We start from the raw sequence: 19,992 nt of genomic DNA, 5'->3' as shown, positions 1-19,992 counted from the left end.
AATAAATTCTCTTTTTTATCGTGATAATAGTTTTGATTCTCGTTTCAGTAATGGGCGTCATAAGTTTGAGTTTGATCTCAAAACAGTGTTTTAAAATGCGCAATCGCTTTTCGCTGGCCTATGCTGGTGTAAAAAAATAACAGCATTACAGCCCGTTAAGCCCACTCTTCTTTCTGACTTTGTACAGAGGCCGCTATTAGCCAGTAGCAGATCCCGATTCAACCGGCGCGCCGCGCTGGCACAGCGTCATATCTGGCAGAACTGCGGCCTGGCTGCATGTACTGCCCCTGTCCAAAAACGACCAAGGAGAGAAGAATGAAAACCCTGCACTGCTCCGCACTACTGCTGGTCTGCCTGAGCGCCAGCGCGCAGGCGGCCGAGTGGAACGCCGTGGTATCGCCCACACCGAAGTCTGGTGAATTTTCCACCATCGGCCAGGCGCTCGACGCCGCGCCGCAAAGCGGCACGGCGTGGCGCATTCTGATTAAAGAGGGGCGCTGGCATGAGCGGCTGATAATTGAAAAGCCCGTCACGCTGATCGGGGAATCGACGGCGGGCACGGTAATTGAGGCTAATACTCCCGCAGGTGCGCTGGACGAGCAGGGGCAGAAGCTCGGCACCGGGCGCACCAGCACGGTAGAGATCCGCGCCAGCGGCGTAACGCTGGAGAATCTGACTATCCGCAATACCTTTGATTTTCCCGCCAACGCCGCGCTGCCGGAAGGCGACGCGAAGAAGCTGAAAGATACCCAGGCGGTAGCGCTGATGGTGGCAGAAGGGGCAGACAGAGCGCGCTTTCGCCATGTGCGCCTTGAGGGTTACCAGGACACCTTTTACAGCAAGCAGGGCAGCCGCAGCTACTTCACCGACTGCACCATCAGCGGCCATGTCGATTTTATCTTCGGCCCCGGCATCGCGGTGTTCGATCGCTGTGAAATTATTGCCCGCAACCGTGATGACACCGCACCGCCATACGGTTACCTCACTGCGCCCGCCACCCAGGCCGGAGAGCGGTTTGGCCTGTTTATTATCAACAGTAAGTTGAGCAAAGAGCCGGGCGTGCCGGCGAAAAGCTTTGCACTCGGCCGCCCGTGGCATCCGACCACCCAGTTTAGCGATGGGCGCTATGCCGATCCTAACGCCATTGGCCTGGCGGCGATTATCAATAGCGAGATTGATGATCATATCTACGGTTGGGACAAGATGTCCGGCAAAGATAAAAACGGCGAAAAAATCTGGTTTTACCCGCAGGACAGCCGCTTTTATGAGTCTAATAACCGTGGGCCAGGCGCCGGGCAGGGCGGTGAGCGCTATCAGCTAAGCGAGGCGGACGCCGCGCAGTATAACGTGGCGGCGATCTTCGACGGCTGGGAGAGCACCCTTCTGCAATAAACGACGTTGCCCCCGCTTTGGGGGCATTTATTTATCATCGCCGAATAAATAATTTTATTTGCTAACGATAATTTTTCATTTTTATCGTGCTTTTATTTTTAATTAACATGATCCTTTTGGAGTATAAAAAGTAGCACGAAATAGGTTCGCGGGGATTTGTCTTATCAAATTTAAATAACATTTATAAAAAATAGTCGATATTTCCATAAACAGGTATATGCTATGCAACATATGCTTTTCCCCCTTTCGGCGACAAGAGTTGCTGAGATAAAAAGAGGATGAAATATGCAGCGCATTACCATACCCACGAATTATGTTCACACCCGCACCACCCCTTTCTGGACAAAAGAGACCGCGCCGGCCTCCATCTGGAAACGCCACCTTGATGCCGGTACGCGTCAGGGTGTCTACCCGCGTTTAAGCGTGCAGCGCGGCGCGATCCGCTACTATGGCTATGCCGATGAGACCAGCCCGCAGCCGGTGGAAACCCTGACCATCCACGCCGGTGAGTTCGGCGTATTCCCGCCTGAAAAATGGCACAACATTGAGGCGCTCAGTGACGATACGGTGTTCAGCGTCGATTTCTATGTTGATCCCCAAATTCTGATTGAAGGTTGAGGTAGCAATTATGGATACAGAAAATAGAGGTTATTCACTCTCGGTTTCCCATCGGGAAAGCGGTAAAACAGAGCAGCAAGTTTATTTAAAGCCGATGTCGCTCTATCTTCCTGATATTGCGAACCAGGCCGTTTCTGAACTGGTCTCAAAATTAAATCTTCCTGCCGATAATAGCGGGGAATATACCCTGACCGTCACCAATAATAATAATGGCGTCTCGGTCGATAAAGATTTTACCTCTCTCAGCGAGCTGACCGACCCCCTTATTGCCGCCGATGCGGTAAAAGATCTGATTAATATCGTCCGCGGTTACGAGTCGGATGAAGAGACCAATGTGTGCGGCTGGTAAACGGAGGCAACGATGACACAGCTGATTCCACTCCATTTTCGCCATACCCGCTCGACGCCCTTCTGGACGAAAGAGACAGTGCCGCAGGCGCTTCTGACGCACCACAACACCAAAAAAGGGGTCTATGGCCGCCTATCGGTGATGCAGGGCGCAGTGAAATATATCGGTTTTGCCAGTGAGCATGACACCACCCCGGAATGCGAAGTGGTGATCGAAGCAGGGCAGTTTGGCATCAGCCCGCCGGAGTACTGGCACCGGGTTGAACTGTTGACCGATGACACTTACTTCAACCTCGATTTTTTCGCCGATCCTGATGCCGCGCTTGATGGTAAAGGCATCGGTCAGGTGGTCAATACTCATCGCCGTTAACCGCTTAGTGCCCGGTTCCCCCGGGCGCTTAAAAGTGATCGATAAACCGCCTGACCGCCGGCGAGCGCTCGAACTTGCGCCACGCCAGCGCCACATCGGTTTTCAGGGTGTTTCCCGCCACCGAATGAAACGTCACCATCGGATGCCCAAAGCAGGCCATCGACTGCGGAATGATGGCGAAGCCAAACCCGGCCGCCACCATGCTCAGAGATGAGGAGAACTGCGAGGCCTGATGGGCGTTATCCATCTCCACACCCGCACGCAGGCAGGCGTTGTAGATCAGCTCATACAGCCCCGGCGATACCGCTTGCGGAAAGATAATCAGCGGCGTGTTCTGTAATTCGCTGAGCGCGATATCCGCCTTCGCCGAGAGCGGATGGGTGCGGTGCAGGGCAATCAGCATCGGCTCTTCGTCCACCAGTTTCAGGCTAAAGGTTTTGCTGCTTTCACACGGCAGGCGCACGAAGGCGACGTCAATCAACCCCTCATCCAGGCCGTGGATCAGCGTCGCCATATTGTCCTCTTTCTGATAGAGCGCCACCTTCGGGTAGTCACGCTGAAACTGGCGCAGCACCGAGAAGAAGTGGGTATGGAAAGCGTTGGAGCTGGTCACGCCAAGGTTGAGCTTGCCGTTAATCCCGCGAGCGATGCCCTTCGCTTTTTCCAGCGCTGCGTCGCTCATCGCAAGGATATGGCAGGCATCTTCATAGAAGGCCTCGCCCGCCTCGGTGAGCGTGACGCCGCGCGTCTGGCGATGGAACAGCGGGGTACCCACTTCTTGCTCAAGACGACGGATTTGTTGGCTTAATGGCGGTTGCGACATACCGAGCATTTCGGCTGCCCGCGTAAAGTGTTGCGTTTGGGCAACGGCGACAAAATAACGTAAATAACGAAGTTCCATATCTAAAACATCTTAAACCCTCATGTTTTCTATATTGGAATCCCCCGCTGAAACGAGTCAATATTTAATCAGCTTTTCTAATCGTCTCTACAGTGGGGGAAAAGATGATGATTAACGCAACTGATTGTTCTTGCGAGGGAAATTTACGAAATACAATTCGTGCTTTTTCTCAAAGCAAGCCAAACGGCGTGATATATCAAACATCGCTAATGAGTGCGCTACTTAGCGGAGTTTATGAAGGAAATACCACGATTAAGGATCTACTTAATCATGGTGATTTTGGTCTGGGTACATTTAATGAGCTTGATGGCGAATTAATTGCCTTTAACAGCGAAGTGTACCAATTACGTTCCGATGGCAGTGCCCGCGCCGCGAAGCCGGAGCAAAAAACCCCCTTTGCGGTGATGACCTGGTTTAAACCGCAGTACCGCCACGTGTTCGAGGAACCCATCAGCCGCCAGGCACTGCATGAGGTGATCGACCAGCAGATTCCGTCCGACAACCTCTTTTGCGCCCTGCGTATCGACGGCCATTTCCGCCATGCGCACACCCGCACCGTGCCACGCCAGACTCCGCCCTATCGCGCCATGACCGATGTGCTCGACGATCAGCCGGTGTTCCGCTTTAACGGCCGCGACGGCGTGCTGGTCGGTTTCCGCACCCCGCAACATATGCAGGGAATCAATGTGGCAGGTTACCACGAGCATTTTATTACCGACGATCGCCACGGTGGCGGTCATCTCCTCGACTACCAGCTGGATCACGGCACGCTGACCTTTGGTGAAATCCATCAACTGATGATCGATCTCCCGGCCGATGAAGCCTTCCTGAAAGCGGATCTGCACCCGGATAACCTGGACGCCGCCATCCGTTCGGTTGAGAACTAAGTGATGTAAAGGAGTAGTGTATGAGCAACGAACGCCATACCCAGATGTGGGCCCACGGTGCCGACATGGTGGTGGGGCAACTGGAAGCGCAGGGGGTCAAACATGTCTTCGGCATCCCTGGCGCGAAAATCGATAAAGTGTTTGATTCTCTTCTCGATTCCTCCATTGAACTTATTCCGGTGCGCCACGAAGCGAACGCCGCGTTTATGGCGGCAGCGGTCGGGCGTATCACCGGCAAAGCGGGCGTAGCGCTGGTGACCTCGGGTCCAGGCTGCTCCAACCTGATCACCGGTATGGCGACTGCCAACAGCGAAGGTGACCCGGTAGTGGCGCTGGGTGGGGCGGTGAAACGTGCCGATAAAGCCAAGTTGGTGCACCAGAGCATGGACACGGTAGCGATGTTCCAGCCAGTGACCAAATATTCCGTTGAGATCTCCTCTCCGGACGCCATCTCTGAAGTGGTCTCGAACGCCTTCCGCGCCGCCGAACAGGGCCGCCCGGGCAGTGCGTTTGTCAGCATTCCGCAGGATATCTCTGACCAGCCGGCCAGCGGCAATATTCTGCCCTCTAACGCCGTACCACAGTTGGGCTCTGCGCCCGACAAGATGATTGACGAGGTGGCGAAGCTGATTGCCGGGGCGAAAAACCCCATCTTTCTGCTCGGCCTGATGGCCAGCCGGGAAGAGAACATCCCGGCGCTGCATCATCTGCTGGAGAAAACTCATATTCCGGTGACCAGCACCTACCAGGCGGCGGGCGCAGTTAACCAGGAGCACTTTACCCGCTTTGCCGGGCGCGTAGGTCTGTTCAATAACCAGGCGGGTGACCGGCTGCTGCACCTGGCGGACCTGGTGATCTGTATCGGCTACAGCCCGGTAGAGTATGAGCCAGCAATGTGGAACACCGGCGATGCCAAGCTGGTGCATATTGATGTGCTGCCCGCCTATGAAGAGCGCAACTACTCGCCGAGCGTTGAGCTGATTGGCGATATCGCCAGCACGCTTGATAAGCTGGCACATAAGATTGCCGAACCGCTGGTGCTCTCACCGCGCGCGTCGGAAATCCTGATCGACCGTCGCAACCAGCGTGAACTGCTCAGCCGTAAAGGCGCGCAGCTCAATCAGTTTGCTATTCACCCGCTGCGCATTGTCCGCGCGATGCAGGATATCGTGAATAACGACGTCACCCTGACGGTGGATATGGGCAGTTTCCATATCTGGATCGCCCGCTACTTATATAGCTTCCGCGCGCGTCAGGTGATGATCTCCAACGGCCAGCAGACGATGGGCGTTGCCCTGCCATGGGCGATTGGCGCATGGCTGGTGAACCCGGGGCGTAAAGTGGTCTCCGTCTCCGGCGACGGCGGATTTTTACAATCCAGCATGGAGCTGGAAACCGCTGTGCGTCTCGGTGCCAACATCCTGCACATCATCTGGGTGGATAACGCCTACAACATGGTGGCGATTCAGGAAGAGAAGAAATATCAGCGCCTCTCCGGGGTCAACTTCGGCCCCGTCGACTTTAAAGCCTATGCCGAATCGTTCGGTGCGAAAGGGTTTGCCGTTGAAAGCACCGCCGCACTGGAGCCGACGCTGCGCGCTGCGATGGATACACAAGGCCCGGCGGTGGTCGCCATTCCGGTCGACTACAGCGATAACCCGCTGCTGATGGGCCAGCTGCATCTTAGCCAGATTCTGTAAAAACTAAGGAGTCATTATGAAAAAAGTCGCATTTGTTACCGGTGCCGGCCAGGGTATTGGTCGCGCAATCGCTCTGCGTCTGGCAAAAGATGGTTTTGCCATCGCCGTTGCCGACTATAACCGCGAGACAGCAAAAGCGGTGGCCGAGGAGATCAACGCCAGCAACGGCAGCGCAATTGCCGTCACCGTTGACGTTTCCAACCGCGAGCAGGTGTTTGCTGCCGTCGAAGAGACGCGCAAAAAACTGAACGGTTTTGATGTGATCGTCAATAACGCCGGAGTTGCGCCTTCAACGCCGATTGAGTCGATCACCGAAGAGGTGATTGATAAGGTCTATAACATCAACGTGAAAGGCGTGATTTGGGGCATGCAGGCAGCGATTCAGGCCTTCAAAGCGGAGAACCACGGCGGCAAAATCATCAATGCCTGTTCGCAGGCCGGTCATGTTGGTAACCCGGAGCTGGCGGTCTACAGCTCGAGCAAATTCGCAGTACGCGGCTTAACCCAGACTGCGGCACGCGATCTGGCCCCGCTGGGCATTACCGTTAACGGCTTCTGCCCGGGAATTGTGAAAACCCCGATGTGGGCCGAGATTGACCGCCAGGTCTCTGAGGCGGCGGGTAAACCGATCGGTTACGGCACCGAAGAGTTCGCGAAACGCATTACGCTTGGCCGCCTGTCAGAGCCAGAAGATGTCGCCGCATGCGTCTCTTACCTCGCTGGCCCCGATTCAAATTACATGACCGGACAATCTCTGCTGATTGATGGCGGTATGGTCTTTAACTAAATTTTACGGCTCGGACATGGCCTTGCCCCTGCCTTCGCGCAGGGGCTTTTTTTACCCGCGCCCCATATACAGCGCAAAGCACATCAGGCGCAATAAACTCAGCGCTGCCTCGCATTTTTTTACTTTTAAATCCCCTTTACACGTTATTTTGCGCGGGTTATGGCGAAGCTCACAATTTCTTCACCTTATCTTGTATGGTAGTAGACTTAAATTCGTTAGCAGAGATAACGTGGATGCTGTGAAGCATGCGTCATCAATTGGCTGCGCAAAACAGCGGCCTGCGTTCAACGCGATAATCCTTAAATGGGGTTTTTATGTCTCTGATAACTAAAAAGAGTAAGCAAAATGCGGGAGGGGATGATGAGTCGTAAACAGCGTAAAGTCACTATTCCTGTCAGCATTGGCTATGGCATGACGGATATCATGGGCGGCGGGGCCTTTACCGTCATCGGTGCCTGGCTGCTCTTCTACTACACCACCTTCGTCGGCCTCTCTCCGCTGGAAGCCGCCTCTATTGTGGCCATTGCCCGCATCGTTGATGCCATCGTCAGCCTGTTTATGGGCAGCTTTACCGACCACTTCTATAAAAATGCCTTAGGTAAAAAGTTTGGCCGCCGCCGCTTCTTTCTGTTGATCGGCGCACCGCTGATGCTGGTCTATATCCTGCTCTGGCTCAACGGCATGAACTTCTGGTTCTATCTCGCCGTCTATCTCGCTTTTGAGATCATCGCTGCGATGGTGCTGATCCCCTGGGAGACGCTGCCATCAGAGATGACAAAAGATTTTAACGACCGCACCAAGCTCTCGACCTGTCGCATGTTTCTTTCCGCTTCCGGCACCTTTCTCGCCACCTTTATTCCGGGCTTGCTGATTGGCTGGCTGGGTGAGAAGAACGCCGATGCGTATCTCATTAACGGCATTGTCTTCGCCGTGCTCTTTATGGTCTGTGTCTTTATCTCCTGGCGCGTCACCTGGGAGCGTGAACTGACCCCGGAAATGGTGGCCGAGATGGAGAAAGCCGCGCCGACGCGAAGCATGGCGCAGAAGCTCTCCGGCATTGGCGCGCTATTTAAAGATTATGCCTCCACGCTTAAGATCCGCGCCTTTCGTAAACATCTGGCTATCTACCTCTTCTCCTTTACCGCGAAAGATGTCTACAACACGGTGTTCGTTTTCTTCTGCGTTTACTGCCTGAATGTCTCCTCATCGCTGGCGGGTACGCTGCTGTCAATGAGCATTGTTGGCCTGCCGGTGACGCTGGCGGCCGGGGTGGCGATCATCAAATTTGGCCCCTCGCGCCTCTATGTGTTCGCCTATAGCTTGATGATGATCTGCCTGGCGGGCTTCTTCCTCGTCTACCAATTCCCGAGCGCGCATACCGTGCTGCTGCTGGTGAGCCTCGCCGGTCTCTATCAGGTGGGGCGCTGCGTGCTGGAGTTCACGCCGTGGAACGTCTTCCCGTTTATTCCGGATATTGACGAAATGGTGACGCGCCAGCGTCGCGAAGGGCTGTTTGCCGCAGTGATGACCTTTTCACGTAAAACCACGGTTGCCATTGCGACTTTTGCGGTGGGGCTGCTGCTGCAAAGCGGGGGATTCGTGAAAGGCAGCCAGGTGCAGCCGCAGGAAGCGATCAATACCATTGTGATGCTGCTGTTTGTTGGCACCGTTGGCTTACTGTTGGTGGCGCTGTGGCAGGCATTAACCTTTCATCTCAATAAGCGCACGCACCGCATCTTTGTCGAAGAGCTCGACCGTCTGAAAGCGGGCGGCCTGAAACAGAGTGTGACGCCGCAGGCGCGCCATATCGTTGAAGATCTCACCGGTCACGCGTATGACACGTTGTGGAACGATGTACCACAGCCTGCTTTGAAATCTGCCACACCTACCTCCTCTCTGAGCTAACGCTACTGCTCATAAAGGCCATGCTCTGCGGCATGGCCTTTTTATTTTTTTTACCCACCGAAAATTAATAATTTAATCTTAAAAGCACTAAGACAAGGATATTAATGTTTTGTCTTATATAACGTACGAGTAATAACTCATTAATATTATTAGAGAGTGATCACATCAGGCGCTTTTTTTAAATGAAACGGCTGTGGTGGGGATTTATATTAGGTTTGTCGGTGCTGATATTTCTATTGTTTACAGATTTTTCTTGATGGTAGCGTAATTAAAAATGTCGTTTTTTTATTTTTCGGATTATTATTTTCAGGGAGTCGCTATGACCGCAATTAAAAATGGATCGCTTTTTTGTCGAATGATGTTATGGGTAAACGAACGTTTTCCTGTAGCAAATACCCCCCTCTTTTTTATTCTTTGGTTTTTATCATATTCAGTCGCAATGCCTGCGGGAGAAAGTATTAGCCCAGTGAAGATGGCTGTCGGTTGCCTGCTGTCGCTCTCCTTTTTTCTGCTGTTGCGCGTGCTGGATGAGCATAAAGATTATGCGGATGACTGCCTTCACCACCCGCAGAGGGTACTGCAGCAGGGTATTATTAGCCTGTCTCATCTGAAGCTCCTCGGCGCGCTCTGCGTGCTGATCCAACTGGGCGGCATGTTTCTGATTGCCGGGGGACAGCAGCAGATATGGCTGAGCTGGACGCTACTGCTCTGCTGGACCTCGCTGATGACGAAAGAGTTTTTTGTGGCCGAATGGCTTAAGCAACACTTCTCCCTCTATGCGCTCTCCCATACGCTGGTTATGCCGTTTGTTATCTGGTGGCTGGCGACTCTGGCCTCGCCTGCGGCGGCGCTTAATCAGCCGCTTATTTTACTCATGCTGCTCGCTTTTTTATGCGGATTAAGTTTTGAAATTACGCGTAAATGTAAGGGGCCGGATGAGGAGCGGGAAGAGGTCACCACCTGGTCACAATTATATGGTCGCCCCCTTTCGATATTAATGGTTATCGCTCTGCTTATATTAATGGCCTGCGTGCAATATTTTCTTATTTTGTGCAAAACCGGCACGGTATCGCTCTGGTTTTATGGTGTGAGTGGGGGTGTTAATTTCTTTGCCGTAAGCCAGTTGCTCATTTTTCTGATTAATGCCAATCAAAAAAACAGAAAAAGAAATGAGGCGGTGGTGGGTGCGGCAATGCTAACAGGATATGTGCTGTGTATCGTTGAAATATATTTGTAGCACAAGGGAAGGGGATGATAATGGAATCGTTAATTACGGCGACAATTGTCGATATACGCCAGGCCGAGTTTACACTCTTATTTGAAAGCGAAGAGCGCTGTAATGCTTTTATCACTGACCCGCAGCGCAGGTTATCTCTTTACGATCGGGCTGTTCAGCTACCGGCGCTTAAACTCCTGCACAAAGAGCGCCAGCAGAGCGGGGAGTGGCTGGCAACATTAACCTGCCGCTCGGCGCAGGAGAATAAACAGTGCTACTGGCAGTTAAAGTTGTGCCAGCCGCGCGGCAAGATCGCCGAAAGCGTCACCACCTTACCCCGTCGCCACCTTTACGACTGGAGTGAGCCGGCGCGGCAAAAGCGACTTGCCTGGCTGCGTCAGCACACCGGTCATGACTTAAACCAGCTCTCTGCCACTCATCTGCAGGCGGAAAAGCTGCAAAGTCATCTTGAGGGGTTTATCGGCTCGGTTGAAGTTCCTGTCGGCATTGCCGGGCCGCTGCTTATCAACGGTTGGCGTGCGAAAGGGATCTTTTACGCGCCGCTGGCGACCAGCGAGGGGGCACTCGTCGCCTCGGTTTCACGCGGAGCCAGCGCCATCACCCACAGCGGCGGGGCGACGGCACGCGTCACCGGCCAGCGGATGATGCGATCGCCACGTTTTGAGTTTCTCTCGCTGCACGAAGCGCTGGCTTTCTGCGCCTGGGCTGAGGACTATTTTGTCGACATCAGCAACGTTGTGCGCCAGCACTCGCATTTTGCACGCCTGACCAGCCTGACGCCGCGCGTGATTGGCAATGCCGTGCATCTGACCTTTACCTATCACACGGCAGATGCCGCCGGGCAGAATATGACTACCACCTGTACCTGGCAGGCGTGCAAGTGGATCCTCTCCCATCTTCCGGTGGCGTTAACACCCCAGCGCTACATTCTTGAAAGTAACCTCTCCAGCGATAAAAAAAGCTCCTGGAGCAGTTTTGCGCAGGGCAGGGGGACCCAGGTCATCGCCGAAGCAACGCTGACCGCAGCCGCCTGCCGCAGCCATTTACGCATTGCGCCCGCGCAGCTGGTGGAAGCGTTTCAGGGATTTTGTGAAGGCTCCGTCGCCGCAGGTATGACGGGAGTGAATATCAATACCGCCAACATCATTGCGGCGATGTTTACTGCCCTCGGCCAGGATATCGCTTGTAGCCATGAATCCTCCCTCTCGCAGCTGCAAATGCGCCTGACGCCAGAGGGCAATCTCTACTGCAGCATGACGCTCCCGGCGCTGGTGATTGGCACGGTCGGCGGCGGGACCACGCTTCCCGATCAGTCTGAGTGCCTGCAGATGCTGGGCTGTCAGGGGGCCAACGGCAGCGAAAGGCTGGCGGAGATCATCGCCGCATTTTGTCTGGCGCTCGACATTTCAACCCTCAGCGCGCTGGCAAACGACGAGTTCGCGAAATCCCACGAGCGGCTCGGTCGAAAGCAGCGTAACGCGGCGCCAGGCAAGGCAGAAGGCGATCCACTGCACCGCTGCTTTCAGCACGCCCGTTACACCGCTGCATGGGGCGAACGACCGCCCCGGAGCGCGACCGCGATCCGCTGGCAGGGGAACCAGGACAGTATTTTAACGGCGTTCAGTTCACATACCGCGACGCTTCCCGTCGGCCTGTTCGCCTACAACCTGCAGCGCGAAGATGGCACGCAAGTGGCAGCGCTGCTGAAGCATAAACCGCAAAGCGAGGCGATAGCCCAACTGCTGCACTCGCTGGCGGCAGGCTGCGCACCTGAGATAGCCGAACTGCTTAAGCGCCTGCTCCCTGCCAGCGAGTTTCACCACGCGCGTGAAAGGGAGATGGCGCTTATTACGCAAAGCGATCCCGCCTTTACGCGGCATGTTCCCACGCTCTATGGCACCTATGAAGATGGTAAACAGAGCATCATCATTGAGGAGTTGCTCGGGCAAGAAGTGCTGCTTAACAGCCTGTCAAACGGCCTCCGTTGGCAGAGAGCGCAGATCGATGCTGCGCTGCATGGCATCGCCGATATCCATGCACTCTGGTATCGCCGGTATGACGCCCTGCAGACCACCTTTCGCTATATCGACTTTCCCTCTGTCGACACCATCGCCAGCATGGTGCCGCTCTGGCAGGCCATCGCCGCCTTCAGCCATCGCACCGCGCCACTGCTCTTCACCACGCCGCTGCTGCATCACTGGCTGGACTGCGCCGAGAACAGCGCGGCGCAGTGGCGTGAGCTGTCAACGCTACCGCGCACGCTTGTGCATAACGACTTTAGCCCGCGGAACATCGCGCTGCGGCGGGAGGATTTACGGCTCTGCTGTTGGGACTGGGAACTGGCGACGCTGCATGTTCCGCAGCGCGATCTGGCCGAGCTGCTAACGTGGACGCTCGATGAGCACACTCCGCTGCCAACGCTGTTACATCACGTGGAATTACACCGGTGCCAGCTGGCGAAGCGGCTGGCAACCACGATTGATGCGGGGGAGTGGTACCGCGGTTTCTACCTCGCCCTGCGCGACTTCGGTCTGCGCCGATTGTCGTTTTACCTGATGCTTCATCACGTCAAGCCACGCCCCTGGTTTCCCGCCATTTTGCGTACCTGGGGGCATCTGGTCGAGCTTAGTCAACAACGGATCTAAAAGGAGTTACCGTGAACTATCTCTACTCTGCCGCAGATGCGGTCACCCTTAATGAGCAGCAACTGGGCGGCAAGGCGGCCAACCTGTTGTGGCTTACCGCCCACGGTTATCCGGTACCGAACTGGTGGGTTATTCCCGCCGGAGCGATGGATGAGATGCTGCGCTGTGATGCAAAAGCCTCGCAGTTGATGGCCCAGCTCTCGCTACAGATGCCTGCGGATCAGCTTGAAACCATTGCCGGAAAAATCAGTGCTCGCCTCGCCAGGTTGCCGCTGCCGGAGTCCCTGATGAACGCGCTGGCTGCACTTGACGAAGAGATGTTCTGGGCGGTGCGCTCTTCCTGCAGCGATGAGGATGCCCGCCATGCCTCTTTCGCCGGGCAGATGGACAGCTTTCTGTTCCAACGTGGTCAGCAGCAGCTGGTGGATGCGGTAAAAGGGGTGATGATGTCGACATGGAGCGCACGCGCCATGGCCTATCGCCTGCGTAAAGGTCTGGCGTTAAACGCGATCCACTGTTCGATCATTGTTCAGGAGATGGTTGAAGGCGAGGTGTCGGGCGTACTGTTTACCGCGCATCCTGTCAGCGGCTCGCGCCAGACGATGCTCATCTCCGCCGGCTGGGGCTGCGGGGAGGGGATCGTCTCCGGGCAGTGCAATACCGACGAGTTTAGCGTCCCGCTGGAAGGGAGTTGCTTCACGCAGCTACTCAGCCAGAAAACTACCGCCATGGTCTTTGACCATAAGCGCGGCACCGGCACCCTGGAGGTGGAGCTTGATGCCAGCCAGGCGGCGGCACCTTCGCTGACGGCGGCACAAATCCTCGCCCTGCGTGATATGGGGGCCGCCATCGCCCGGGCGCTGCGCGCGCCGCAGGATATTGAGTGGACGCTGAAAGATAACCGTCTGCATCTGCTGCAAACCCGTCCGATTACTCATCTGCCGAAAGATAGCGGCTGCGTGAGCGAGACGCTGATTTGCGACAACGCCAACATTCAGGAGTCTTACTGCGGTGTGACGACGCCGCTTACCTTCTCTTTTGCCCGCGCCGCTTATGCCACGGTGTATGAGCAAACTCTGCAACTGGTGGGCTGCTCTGCCAAAGAGCGCGACCAGCGCCGGGCCATCACTGACAATATGCTCAGCCTGGTGCGCGGCCGGGTCTATTACAACATTCAGAACTGGTACCGCGCCCTGCTACTGCTGCCATCGTTCAGGATGAATAAAAGTGATATGGAAGCGATGATGGGCCTGGAGGAGCCGGTCGATACTATCAAGGATAAGCAGCTTTCCACGCGTGAAAAGATCGCCGCACTGCCGGCGATGCTGAAGATGGGCGCGCGGCTCGTCTGGGCGCAGTTCACCCTTGAACCGCGTATCCATCAATTTTTGCATAACTACACCCTCGTGCAGGCCCATGTCGATCGTGACAATCTTCACACCCTCTCACCGGCAGAGCTTATCGGTCGGCTTAAATATCTTGATCAACACCTGCTGACGCGCTGGACCGCGCCGATTGTGAATGACTTCTATGTTGCCCGCTATAACGGCAAGGTGCAGGCCCTACTACGCGAAGTCTGGCCCGAACAGCATCAGCAGATTGCCGCCGATCTGCTGGCAGATGAGGGACAGCTTATCAGCACGGAGCCGACCCGACATCTGCTGGCGCTAAGCCAGTATGCCCGTCAACGCCCGCAGCTGGCAGCGCTGATTCAGAGCGATACCCGCCCCCATCTGCTTATCCGTCTTAAAGCGCTGGATCGCCATTTTTACCAGCAGTGTCTCGACTATATCGAGCGTTACGGCGATCGCACAATTGGCGAGCTGAAGCTGGAAACCATTACGCTACGTCAGGATCCCCGCTTTCTGTTTGACGTACTGCGTAGCTATCTGAATACCGAAACCGTGCAGGCGAAGCCGACGGAGAAGCTGCGGGGCGACGCGGAAGAGAGGGTCTTTAGCCATTTGCTGCAAACGCGCGGGAAGCGCGTCCTGGCGCACTTCAAGCGCCATCTCAGCAGGCTGAAACGTGCGATTCACCACCGCGAAACGATGCGTTTCACCCGTACAAAAATGTTTGCCCTCTATCGTGATATTTATCTCCAGCTCGGGCATCAACTGGCCCTTGAAGGCGTGCTGATAAGCGACAGGGATATCTTCTGGCTGACACGGGAGGAGATCTACCAGGGCCTTGACGGAACGGCAGTGCAAACGGGCCTGACCGCACTCATCGCCCAGCGGCGCGCCGAATATGAGCGCTATCAGCAGGAGGAGGAGCCGGCTAATCGCTTATCCCTTACCCAAACGCTGTTTCAGCAGCAGACGCTACACGCCGCGCAGCCGCCCTCGGCGGCCAATCTTACGCACCTGCAAGGCACGGGCTGCTACCCCGGCACGGTCGAGGCACCGGTCAGCCTGATACTCTCGCCGGAGAAGGCGGGCAATCTCGCGGGCACCATTCTCTGCACCGTGCGTACCGATCCCGGCTGGGCACCGCTATTTCCCGGCCTCGGTGGATTGATTGTTGAGCGCGGCTCGACGCTATCGCACTCCGCCATCGTGGCACGCGAGATGGGCATCCCGGCTATCGTTGGCGTGCCTGGCGTGACCCACCAGCTTCAGCAGGGCGAAGTGATCCGCATGAACGGCGCGAACGGGAAGATTACGCGGGGCATAGAGCGTGGGAGAGGGGAATATGAGCCGACCGTTGATTGAACAGGAGTGGCAGGCGGGCGATACGCTGGAGCGGGAGTTTCTGGGGATTGCCCCACAGATCTATGCGCACGACCCTTTCTGGCCCGGCGAAGAGGCTACCGTAATGGCGCGCCAGTTCAGCGCAGCTAACCCCTTTATGCAGCAGGGGCGCGTCTGGACCGGCTATATTCGCGATTGCGCGCGGCTAGCGGGCTTCGCTGCCCTTAACGCCGCAGGGGAGACCGTGGTGAACTTTGGTTACTGGGAAACGATCGATAACCGCATTCCCAATCATCGTCTGTTTCGTGCCCTGATGCGCTGGGCAAGAGCGCAGGGTGCCTCACGCCTTATCGGTCCCATTAATTTCAGTACGTTAGGCAAATTTCGCCTGCGCCTGGATACACCGACCTGTGCGCCGTTTGCCGGTGAGCCCTATAACCCGCCCTGGTATCAACACCTGCTTGGGCAGATGGGGTTTCAGCCGCTGGCGCGCTACTTTTCGCTGTTTGAAGAGGCAAATGTGGTTCGTCAGCTGGCACTTCCCGAAAACGATATTGGGCGCTGGCGCGCGGCTGATTTTTCCCTCCAGCCGCTAACCCCTGCGCTGTGGCAGGCGCACCATGAAGCGCTTTATACGCTTATCACCCGGCACTTTGCTAAGAATGTCGGCTGGACTATCAGCAGTGAGGCGCTTTTCGACTGGCACTTTAATGTCGATACGTTGCAACCCTGTTTCGATGCGCCAGGCTCCTGTCTCGCCTTTGGCCCGCAAGGCGATGTTGCCGGCTTGTTGTTTAATCTGGCGGATAAGCGCCAGCAAACCGGGATCTTTAAAACCATCATGATCGTGCCGCGCTATCGTCGCTCTCTGCTCTACGCCATGCTGGTGCGCCGCTTTCTCTTCAGCTTCGATGCTCAGTGGCCGCGCCTCGGCGCGGCGCTGCTCAACTGGAAAGGGCCGACAACAGCCACCGCGCTACGCGCCAGTTGCAGCCCAAATAAGGTGTTTCACCACTATGGACTCTATTACAGGGATGTACGCCATGAACTTCTGTGAATATCTGCTCAAACAGCCCCCTTCGCTGCCTGCGCTCTGCGCCGGGGGAGAAACGATCACATATGCGCAGCTTGTGTCGCGCGCAGCGGTATATCAACGCAGGCTGGAGCGAAGCGGGCTGCAGGCCGGTGCGCGCGTACTGCTGCTGCTGGCCCCAAACATGGAGTTTTATCTGCTGCTCTATGCGATGCTGGGTGCCGGGCTAGTTCCGGTATTGGTGCAAAAAGATATGCCGCGCCAGCAGCTGCGCAGCTGCCTGAAACAGGCGCGTCTGAGCGCTATGATCGTGGCGCAGAGTGCGGGAAAGTACTGGTATCTGCTGCCCGAGCTGTGGCGGGTTCGTCGTTTTACGCTTGATACCCTGCGGCTCTTTACCGCTCCTTTAGCGCAGGCTGTGCCGGAGATAGACGGTGCTACCTTCTGTGTTAAGGCTCTTGATGACGAGGCGACTGCGCTGCTGACTTTTACCAGTGGCTCGACAGGCACGCCAAAAGGCGTTGTGCGCTCTCACCCTTCGCTGCTGGCGCAGTGTCAGGCGATGAGCCACTTCTTTGCACATCGCCAGCAGCGCGATGTGACCTCTTTTCCGATCCTGACGCTGTTCAGCCATTTTCACGCGGGCTGCTGCTATCTGCTGCCCACTTTTGATGCGCAAGGCCGCCTGCCTGTGCAGATGATTGCCGGGGCGATTAACGCTCAGGCAATCACGCGTCTGAGCGTCTCGCCCGCCTGGCTAAAAGAGCTGGTCGACTATGCCGACGTGCAGCAGTGCCGCTTCCCGGCGGTGAGGGAGGTGATTATTGGCGGCGCGCCGGTGACCCGGCTGCTGTTACTCGCTGTCCAACGCTATTTCCCACGGGCAACCTGCGCGGTTAACTATGGCGCGTCGGAAGCCGATCCCATCAGTAATGTTGACATTGATGAGCTGCTTGAGGCGTGGGATCGGCAGCCTGGCTATCTTGTCGGGCGACCGGGGCCTGAAACAGAGATCCTGATTGTGCGCGGGCGGGACCCTCAGCCCGCGGGGGAAGAGGGGGAGATTTGGGTCAGCGGGCCGCAGGTGCTTACCCGGTATCTCAACAATCCGCAGGCCGAGCAGCTCACTAAAATCAGGGATCTGGCGGGGCGCGTCTGGCATCGCACCGGAGACAGCGGCTTTCTGGATGCGCAGCAGCGTCTCTGGTTGACGGGCAGGATCGCCGACCGGCTGCGCACACCTTCCGGCTTAACGCTCTCGCCTTACCCCGTTGAAAAGCAGCTTAATGGCCTGCCGGGCATTGAGACCAGCGCGGTAGTAGAGGGGCCGCAGCGGGAGATTTGCGTAGTACTGCAACAGGCGGCGCAGTGCCACGCCGCCGCGCCATTGATGGCAACCCTCTTTCCCGGCGAGCCGGTCCGCTTCTGGCTCTGCGCGAAACTGCCCGTCGATGCACGGCATCGCAGCCGTATCGACCGCGCGCGGCTGCGTTGCCTGCTCGCGCGGCGAAAACTGAAAGCCTTTTTTCAGGAGGTGTGATAATGCGATATCCCTTTATCTGCCGTCTGTCGTTGCCGGATTGCCTGACGCTAATGGGCATGGTTATCGCTCTTGGCGGGCTCTGTGCTGCGTTATCTGGCGCTATCTGGCTTAGTATCAGCCTGCTTTACCTCGCGATGCTGGCCGATGCGCTGGATGGCAAACTGGCGCGGCATCTCGACTGCGAGCGGGCATTTGGCCGCTATCTTGACGGTTTTTGCGATCTGCTGCTCTACCTGGTGGCTCCCGCGCTGATTTTTTATCTCAGCGGCTATCGCGGTGGCGGCGCGTTTTTTCTTGCCCTGATGGTGATATGCGGCGCGCTTCGGCTCTCCCGCTTTAACGAAAGCGGAAATATCACTCACCATGCCACCCTGGCTTATCTCGGCATGCCGGTCTTCTGGAGCCTGTTTATTCTTAGCGGCTGGTCGCTGCTGGCACTCTTTTTGCCGCCTCTGCTCTGCGCCTTGCTGTTGAGTGTGGTATTGACGCTATTTAGTCTGGCGATGCTTCTCGATCGCCCCTTCCATAAGTTTTCCTCACTGATGATCCTTGTTCCCCTCTGCCTTAGCGGCGCGGCACTGTTTGGCGCGCTGCATCTGGGAGGTGTGCATGGATAACCTCTCCCTGTGGTCGCTCTGGCAACTGCTGCTGCCGGTGTTTATTGCCGGTTGCGTGCATATGGCGTTGGTGACCTACAACGCGCTCCCCTGGCTTGCGGTTCCGCTCAACGCGCGGCTGTTTGGGCGCAACAAGACCTGGCGAGGCGTCGTGGTGGTACCGCTTATTAGCATGCTGGTGGCGCCACTCTGCCTGGCAAACGTGGCGGGTGACGCCTGGCTGCTGGGGGCGGCGACGGGGCTTGGATATATGCTTGGCGAGCTGCCAAACTCGGCGCTGAAACGGGCGCTGGGGATTGCGCCAGGGACGCTACCAGCACGCGGTCGGTGGCTGTTTATCTTTTTCGATCAGGCGGACTCCGGCATCGGTGTGGCGCTGACATGCGGCTGGCTGCTGGCGCTGAATGTGTACCAGGTTGTCATTCTGTTGGTGCTCTTTATCCTCAGCGTACCGGCCATTAAGTTAACGCTTTTTTCGCTCGGGCTAAAAAAGAGCCGCTTTTAACTTTCACTGCTGCCCACAAGGAGCAACGACCGGGAGTTATCTCTCAGACAATTAGCGTGATGAGGTGATCCTCTGCGAGAGAGTAGTAACCCGTTAGCTGGTTCCCCTGAGTTCTTCCCGCCGTCAGGGTTTGCGTCAGTTCAAGGGTAATGCGTTGGGTTGCGGTATCAATCTGGCAAACCCGCGCGGCATCGAAATCAAAGAAGCGCTGCACTTCGGGATAAAGGGCTTTGAACAGGCTCTCTTTGACAGAGAAGGCGAGCAGTAGCCCAGTCTCATAAGGCAAAGGGCAGGCCGCGATTAGCGCCTGCTCTTGCGCCGAGGTGAACATATCGGCGGTTTCGCGCATCGTTTCGGGTGCCAGCATTTCAATATCAATCCCCGGCGCCAGGCCTGCACCGCTGCGCGCGATAATGGCTATCGCCCGGTCATCGGTATGGGAAAGGCTGCCGCACCAGCCCGCAGGCCAGACGGGCGCACGATCCGCCGCTGCGCCAACGCTGGCCTCACAGCCGTGGTGCGCAAGCAGCAGCTTTGCGCCGTAGCGCGCGGCCAGGTACTCTGCCCGACGCTTTACACCCGCCGTATGCAGACGCGGAGGAAACGGGATCGCGTAGTGAGCAAACAGGTCGTCCCGCCAGGCGTGGCGATCAAAACGGATCTGGCAGTAGGTGAGTTGTGGTACGGCCTTCATCGCGCCCATCTCAAGATATGAGATAAAAGGCGGCAGTGCGTAATGGGTAAGTGGAGTCAACATTTCGCTACTTATCAACAGGTAAAAAAAACCGCCATTACGGCGGTTTTCATCAAC

17 protein-coding genes are annotated in these 19,992 nt (G+C 56.3%); 15 read left to right on the top strand and 2 right to left on the bottom strand.

What is annotated here, in order from left to right; translation table 11 throughout:
- Positions 1-315: 315 nt before the first annotated feature.
- From HF650_RS20360 to HF650_RS20345, 4 genes are all read left to right on the top strand, one after another.
- Positions 316-1,392: a pectinesterase family protein gene (locus tag HF650_RS20360; RefSeq protein WP_187800130.1), complete on the top strand. Its 1,077-nt coding sequence runs from the start codon at positions 316-318 to the stop codon at positions 1,390-1,392.
- Positions 1,393-1,677: 285 nt separating this feature from the next.
- Positions 1,678-2,010: a DUF1971 domain-containing protein gene (locus tag HF650_RS20355; RefSeq protein WP_187800129.1), complete on the top strand. Its 333-nt coding sequence runs from the start codon at positions 1,678-1,680 to the stop codon at positions 2,008-2,010.
- Positions 2,011-2,020: 10 nt separating this feature from the next.
- Positions 2,021-2,359: a DUF1869 domain-containing protein gene (locus tag HF650_RS20350; protein WP_187800128.1), complete on the top strand. Its 339-nt coding sequence runs from the start codon at positions 2,021-2,023 to the stop codon at positions 2,357-2,359.
- A 12-nt stretch (positions 2,360-2,371) separates the two neighbouring features.
- Entirely contained in the window at positions 2,372-2,728 is a 357-nt protein-coding gene (locus HF650_RS20345) for a DUF1971 domain-containing protein (protein WP_187800127.1), read from the top strand.
- A 28-nt stretch (positions 2,729-2,756) separates the two neighbouring features.
- Here HF650_RS20345 and HF650_RS20340 read toward each other — a convergent pair whose 3' ends face one another.
- Positions 2,757-3,629 carry a LysR family transcriptional regulator gene (locus HF650_RS20340; protein WP_187800126.1) on the bottom strand — a complete coding sequence of 291 codons (873 nt, stop codon included), beginning with the start codon at positions 3,627-3,629 and terminating at the stop codon, positions 2,757-2,759.
- 107 nt (positions 3,630-3,736) lie between these two features.
- Here HF650_RS20340 and budA point away from each other — a divergent pair, with 107 nt between their 5' ends.
- From budA to HF650_RS20285, 11 genes are all read left to right on the top strand, one after another.
- Entirely contained in the window at positions 3,737-4,516 is a 780-nt protein-coding gene (gene budA, locus HF650_RS20335) for an acetolactate decarboxylase (protein ID WP_187802779.1), read from the top strand.
- Positions 4,517-4,536: 20 nt separating this feature from the next.
- Positions 4,537-6,216: an acetolactate synthase AlsS gene (alsS, locus tag HF650_RS20330; RefSeq protein WP_187800125.1), complete on the top strand. Its 1,680-nt coding sequence runs from the start codon at positions 4,537-4,539 to the stop codon at positions 6,214-6,216.
- Between the two features lie 16 nt (positions 6,217-6,232).
- Complete coding sequence (locus tag HF650_RS20325) at positions 6,233-7,003, top strand: (S)-acetoin forming diacetyl reductase (protein WP_187800124.1); 771 nt, start codon at positions 6,233-6,235, stop codon at positions 7,001-7,003.
- Between the two features lie 360 nt (positions 7,004-7,363).
- Positions 7,364-8,908 (top strand): MFS transporter, encoded by a 1,545-nt coding sequence (locus HF650_RS20320; RefSeq protein ID WP_187802778.1) that lies wholly within the window; start codon positions 7,364-7,366, stop codon positions 8,906-8,908.
- Positions 8,909-9,182: 274 nt separating this feature from the next.
- Positions 9,183-10,145 (top strand): UbiA family prenyltransferase, encoded by a 963-nt coding sequence (locus HF650_RS20315; RefSeq protein ID WP_187800123.1) that lies wholly within the window; start codon positions 9,183-9,185, stop codon positions 10,143-10,145.
- Between the two features lie 20 nt (positions 10,146-10,165).
- On the top strand, positions 10,166-12,790 hold the full coding sequence (locus tag HF650_RS20310; protein ID WP_187800122.1) for a phosphotransferase: 2,625 nt from the start codon (positions 10,166-10,168) through the stop codon (positions 12,788-12,790).
- 11 nt (positions 12,791-12,801) lie between these two features.
- Positions 12,802-15,504: a phosphoenolpyruvate synthase gene (locus HF650_RS20305; protein ID WP_187800121.1), complete on the top strand. Its 2,703-nt coding sequence runs from the start codon at positions 12,802-12,804 to the stop codon at positions 15,502-15,504.
- Complete coding sequence (locus tag HF650_RS20300; protein WP_187800120.1) at positions 15,485-16,540, top strand: hypothetical protein; 1,056 nt, start codon at positions 15,485-15,487, stop codon at positions 16,538-16,540. Before HF650_RS20305 ends, HF650_RS20300 begins: the two co-directional genes overlap by 20 nt.
- Complete coding sequence (locus HF650_RS20295; protein WP_187800119.1) at positions 16,500-18,056, top strand: AMP-binding protein; 1,557 nt, start codon at positions 16,500-16,502, stop codon at positions 18,054-18,056. The genes HF650_RS20300 and HF650_RS20295 overlap by 41 nt, the downstream gene beginning before the upstream one ends.
- 2 nt (positions 18,057-18,058) lie before the next feature.
- Positions 18,059-18,676: a CDP-alcohol phosphatidyltransferase family protein gene (locus HF650_RS20290; protein ID WP_187800118.1), complete on the top strand. Its 618-nt coding sequence runs from the start codon at positions 18,059-18,061 to the stop codon at positions 18,674-18,676.
- Positions 18,669-19,181: a CDP-archaeol synthase gene (locus HF650_RS20285; protein ID WP_187800117.1), complete on the top strand. Its 513-nt coding sequence runs from the start codon at positions 18,669-18,671 to the stop codon at positions 19,179-19,181. The genes HF650_RS20290 and HF650_RS20285 overlap by 8 nt, the downstream gene beginning before the upstream one ends.
- Positions 19,182-19,224: 43 nt before the next feature.
- On the opposite strand, the gene HF650_RS20280 is transcribed toward HF650_RS20285, so the two are convergent.
- Positions 19,225-19,938 (bottom strand): 4'-phosphopantetheinyl transferase superfamily protein, encoded by a 714-nt coding sequence (locus tag HF650_RS20280; protein ID WP_187800116.1) that lies wholly within the window; start codon positions 19,936-19,938, stop codon positions 19,225-19,227.
- Between the last annotated feature and the right edge of the window lie 54 nt (positions 19,939-19,992).

This window comes from Kosakonia sp. SMBL-WEM22, from assembly GCF_014490785.1.
Classification (GTDB): Bacteria; Pseudomonadota; Gammaproteobacteria; order Enterobacterales; family Enterobacteriaceae; genus Kosakonia.
The sequence above is the reverse complement of the archived record's forward strand: the minus strand, read 5'-3'. Positions and strand labels throughout refer to the sequence as shown.

What these genes read in the sequence shown, in the direction of transcription:
- HF650_RS20360 (WP_187800130.1), top strand. Translation starts at nt 316, where the DNA reads ATGAAAACCCTGCACTGCTCCGCACTACTGCTGGTCTGCCTGAGCGCC.
- HF650_RS20355 (WP_187800129.1), top strand. Translation starts at nt 1,678, where the DNA reads ATGCAGCGCATTACCATACCCACGAATTATGTTCACACCCGCACCACC.
- HF650_RS20350 (WP_187800128.1), top strand. Translation starts at nt 2,021, where the DNA reads ATGGATACAGAAAATAGAGGTTATTCACTCTCGGTTTCCCATCGGGAA.
- HF650_RS20345 (WP_187800127.1), top strand. Translation starts at nt 2,372, where the DNA reads ATGACACAGCTGATTCCACTCCATTTTCGCCATACCCGCTCGACGCCC.
- HF650_RS20340 (WP_187800126.1), bottom strand. Translation starts at nt 3,629, where the DNA reads ATGGAACTTCGTTATTTACGTTATTTTGTCGCCGTTGCCCAAACGCAA.
- budA (WP_187802779.1), top strand. Translation starts at nt 3,737, where the DNA reads ATGATTAACGCAACTGATTGTTCTTGCGAGGGAAATTTACGAAATACA.
- alsS (WP_187800125.1), top strand. Translation starts at nt 4,537, where the DNA reads ATGAGCAACGAACGCCATACCCAGATGTGGGCCCACGGTGCCGACATG.
- HF650_RS20325 (WP_187800124.1), top strand. Translation starts at nt 6,233, where the DNA reads ATGAAAAAAGTCGCATTTGTTACCGGTGCCGGCCAGGGTATTGGTCGC.
- HF650_RS20320 (WP_187802778.1), top strand. Translation starts at nt 7,364, where the DNA reads ATGAGTCGTAAACAGCGTAAAGTCACTATTCCTGTCAGCATTGGCTAT.
- HF650_RS20315 (WP_187800123.1), top strand. Translation starts at nt 9,183, where the DNA reads ATGTCGTTTTTTTATTTTTCGGATTATTATTTTCAGGGAGTCGCTATG.
- HF650_RS20310 (WP_187800122.1), top strand. Translation starts at nt 10,166, where the DNA reads ATGGAATCGTTAATTACGGCGACAATTGTCGATATACGCCAGGCCGAG.
- HF650_RS20300 (WP_187800120.1), top strand. Translation starts at nt 15,485, where the DNA reads ATGAGCCGACCGTTGATTGAACAGGAGTGGCAGGCGGGCGATACGCTG.
- HF650_RS20295 (WP_187800119.1), top strand. Translation starts at nt 16,500, where the DNA reads ATGGACTCTATTACAGGGATGTACGCCATGAACTTCTGTGAATATCTG.
- HF650_RS20290 (WP_187800118.1), top strand. Translation starts at nt 18,059, where the DNA reads ATGCGATATCCCTTTATCTGCCGTCTGTCGTTGCCGGATTGCCTGACG.
- HF650_RS20285 (WP_187800117.1), top strand. Translation starts at nt 18,669, where the DNA reads ATGGATAACCTCTCCCTGTGGTCGCTCTGGCAACTGCTGCTGCCGGTG.
- HF650_RS20280 (WP_187800116.1), bottom strand. Translation starts at nt 19,938, where the DNA reads ATGTTGACTCCACTTACCCATTACGCACTGCCGCCTTTTATCTCATAT.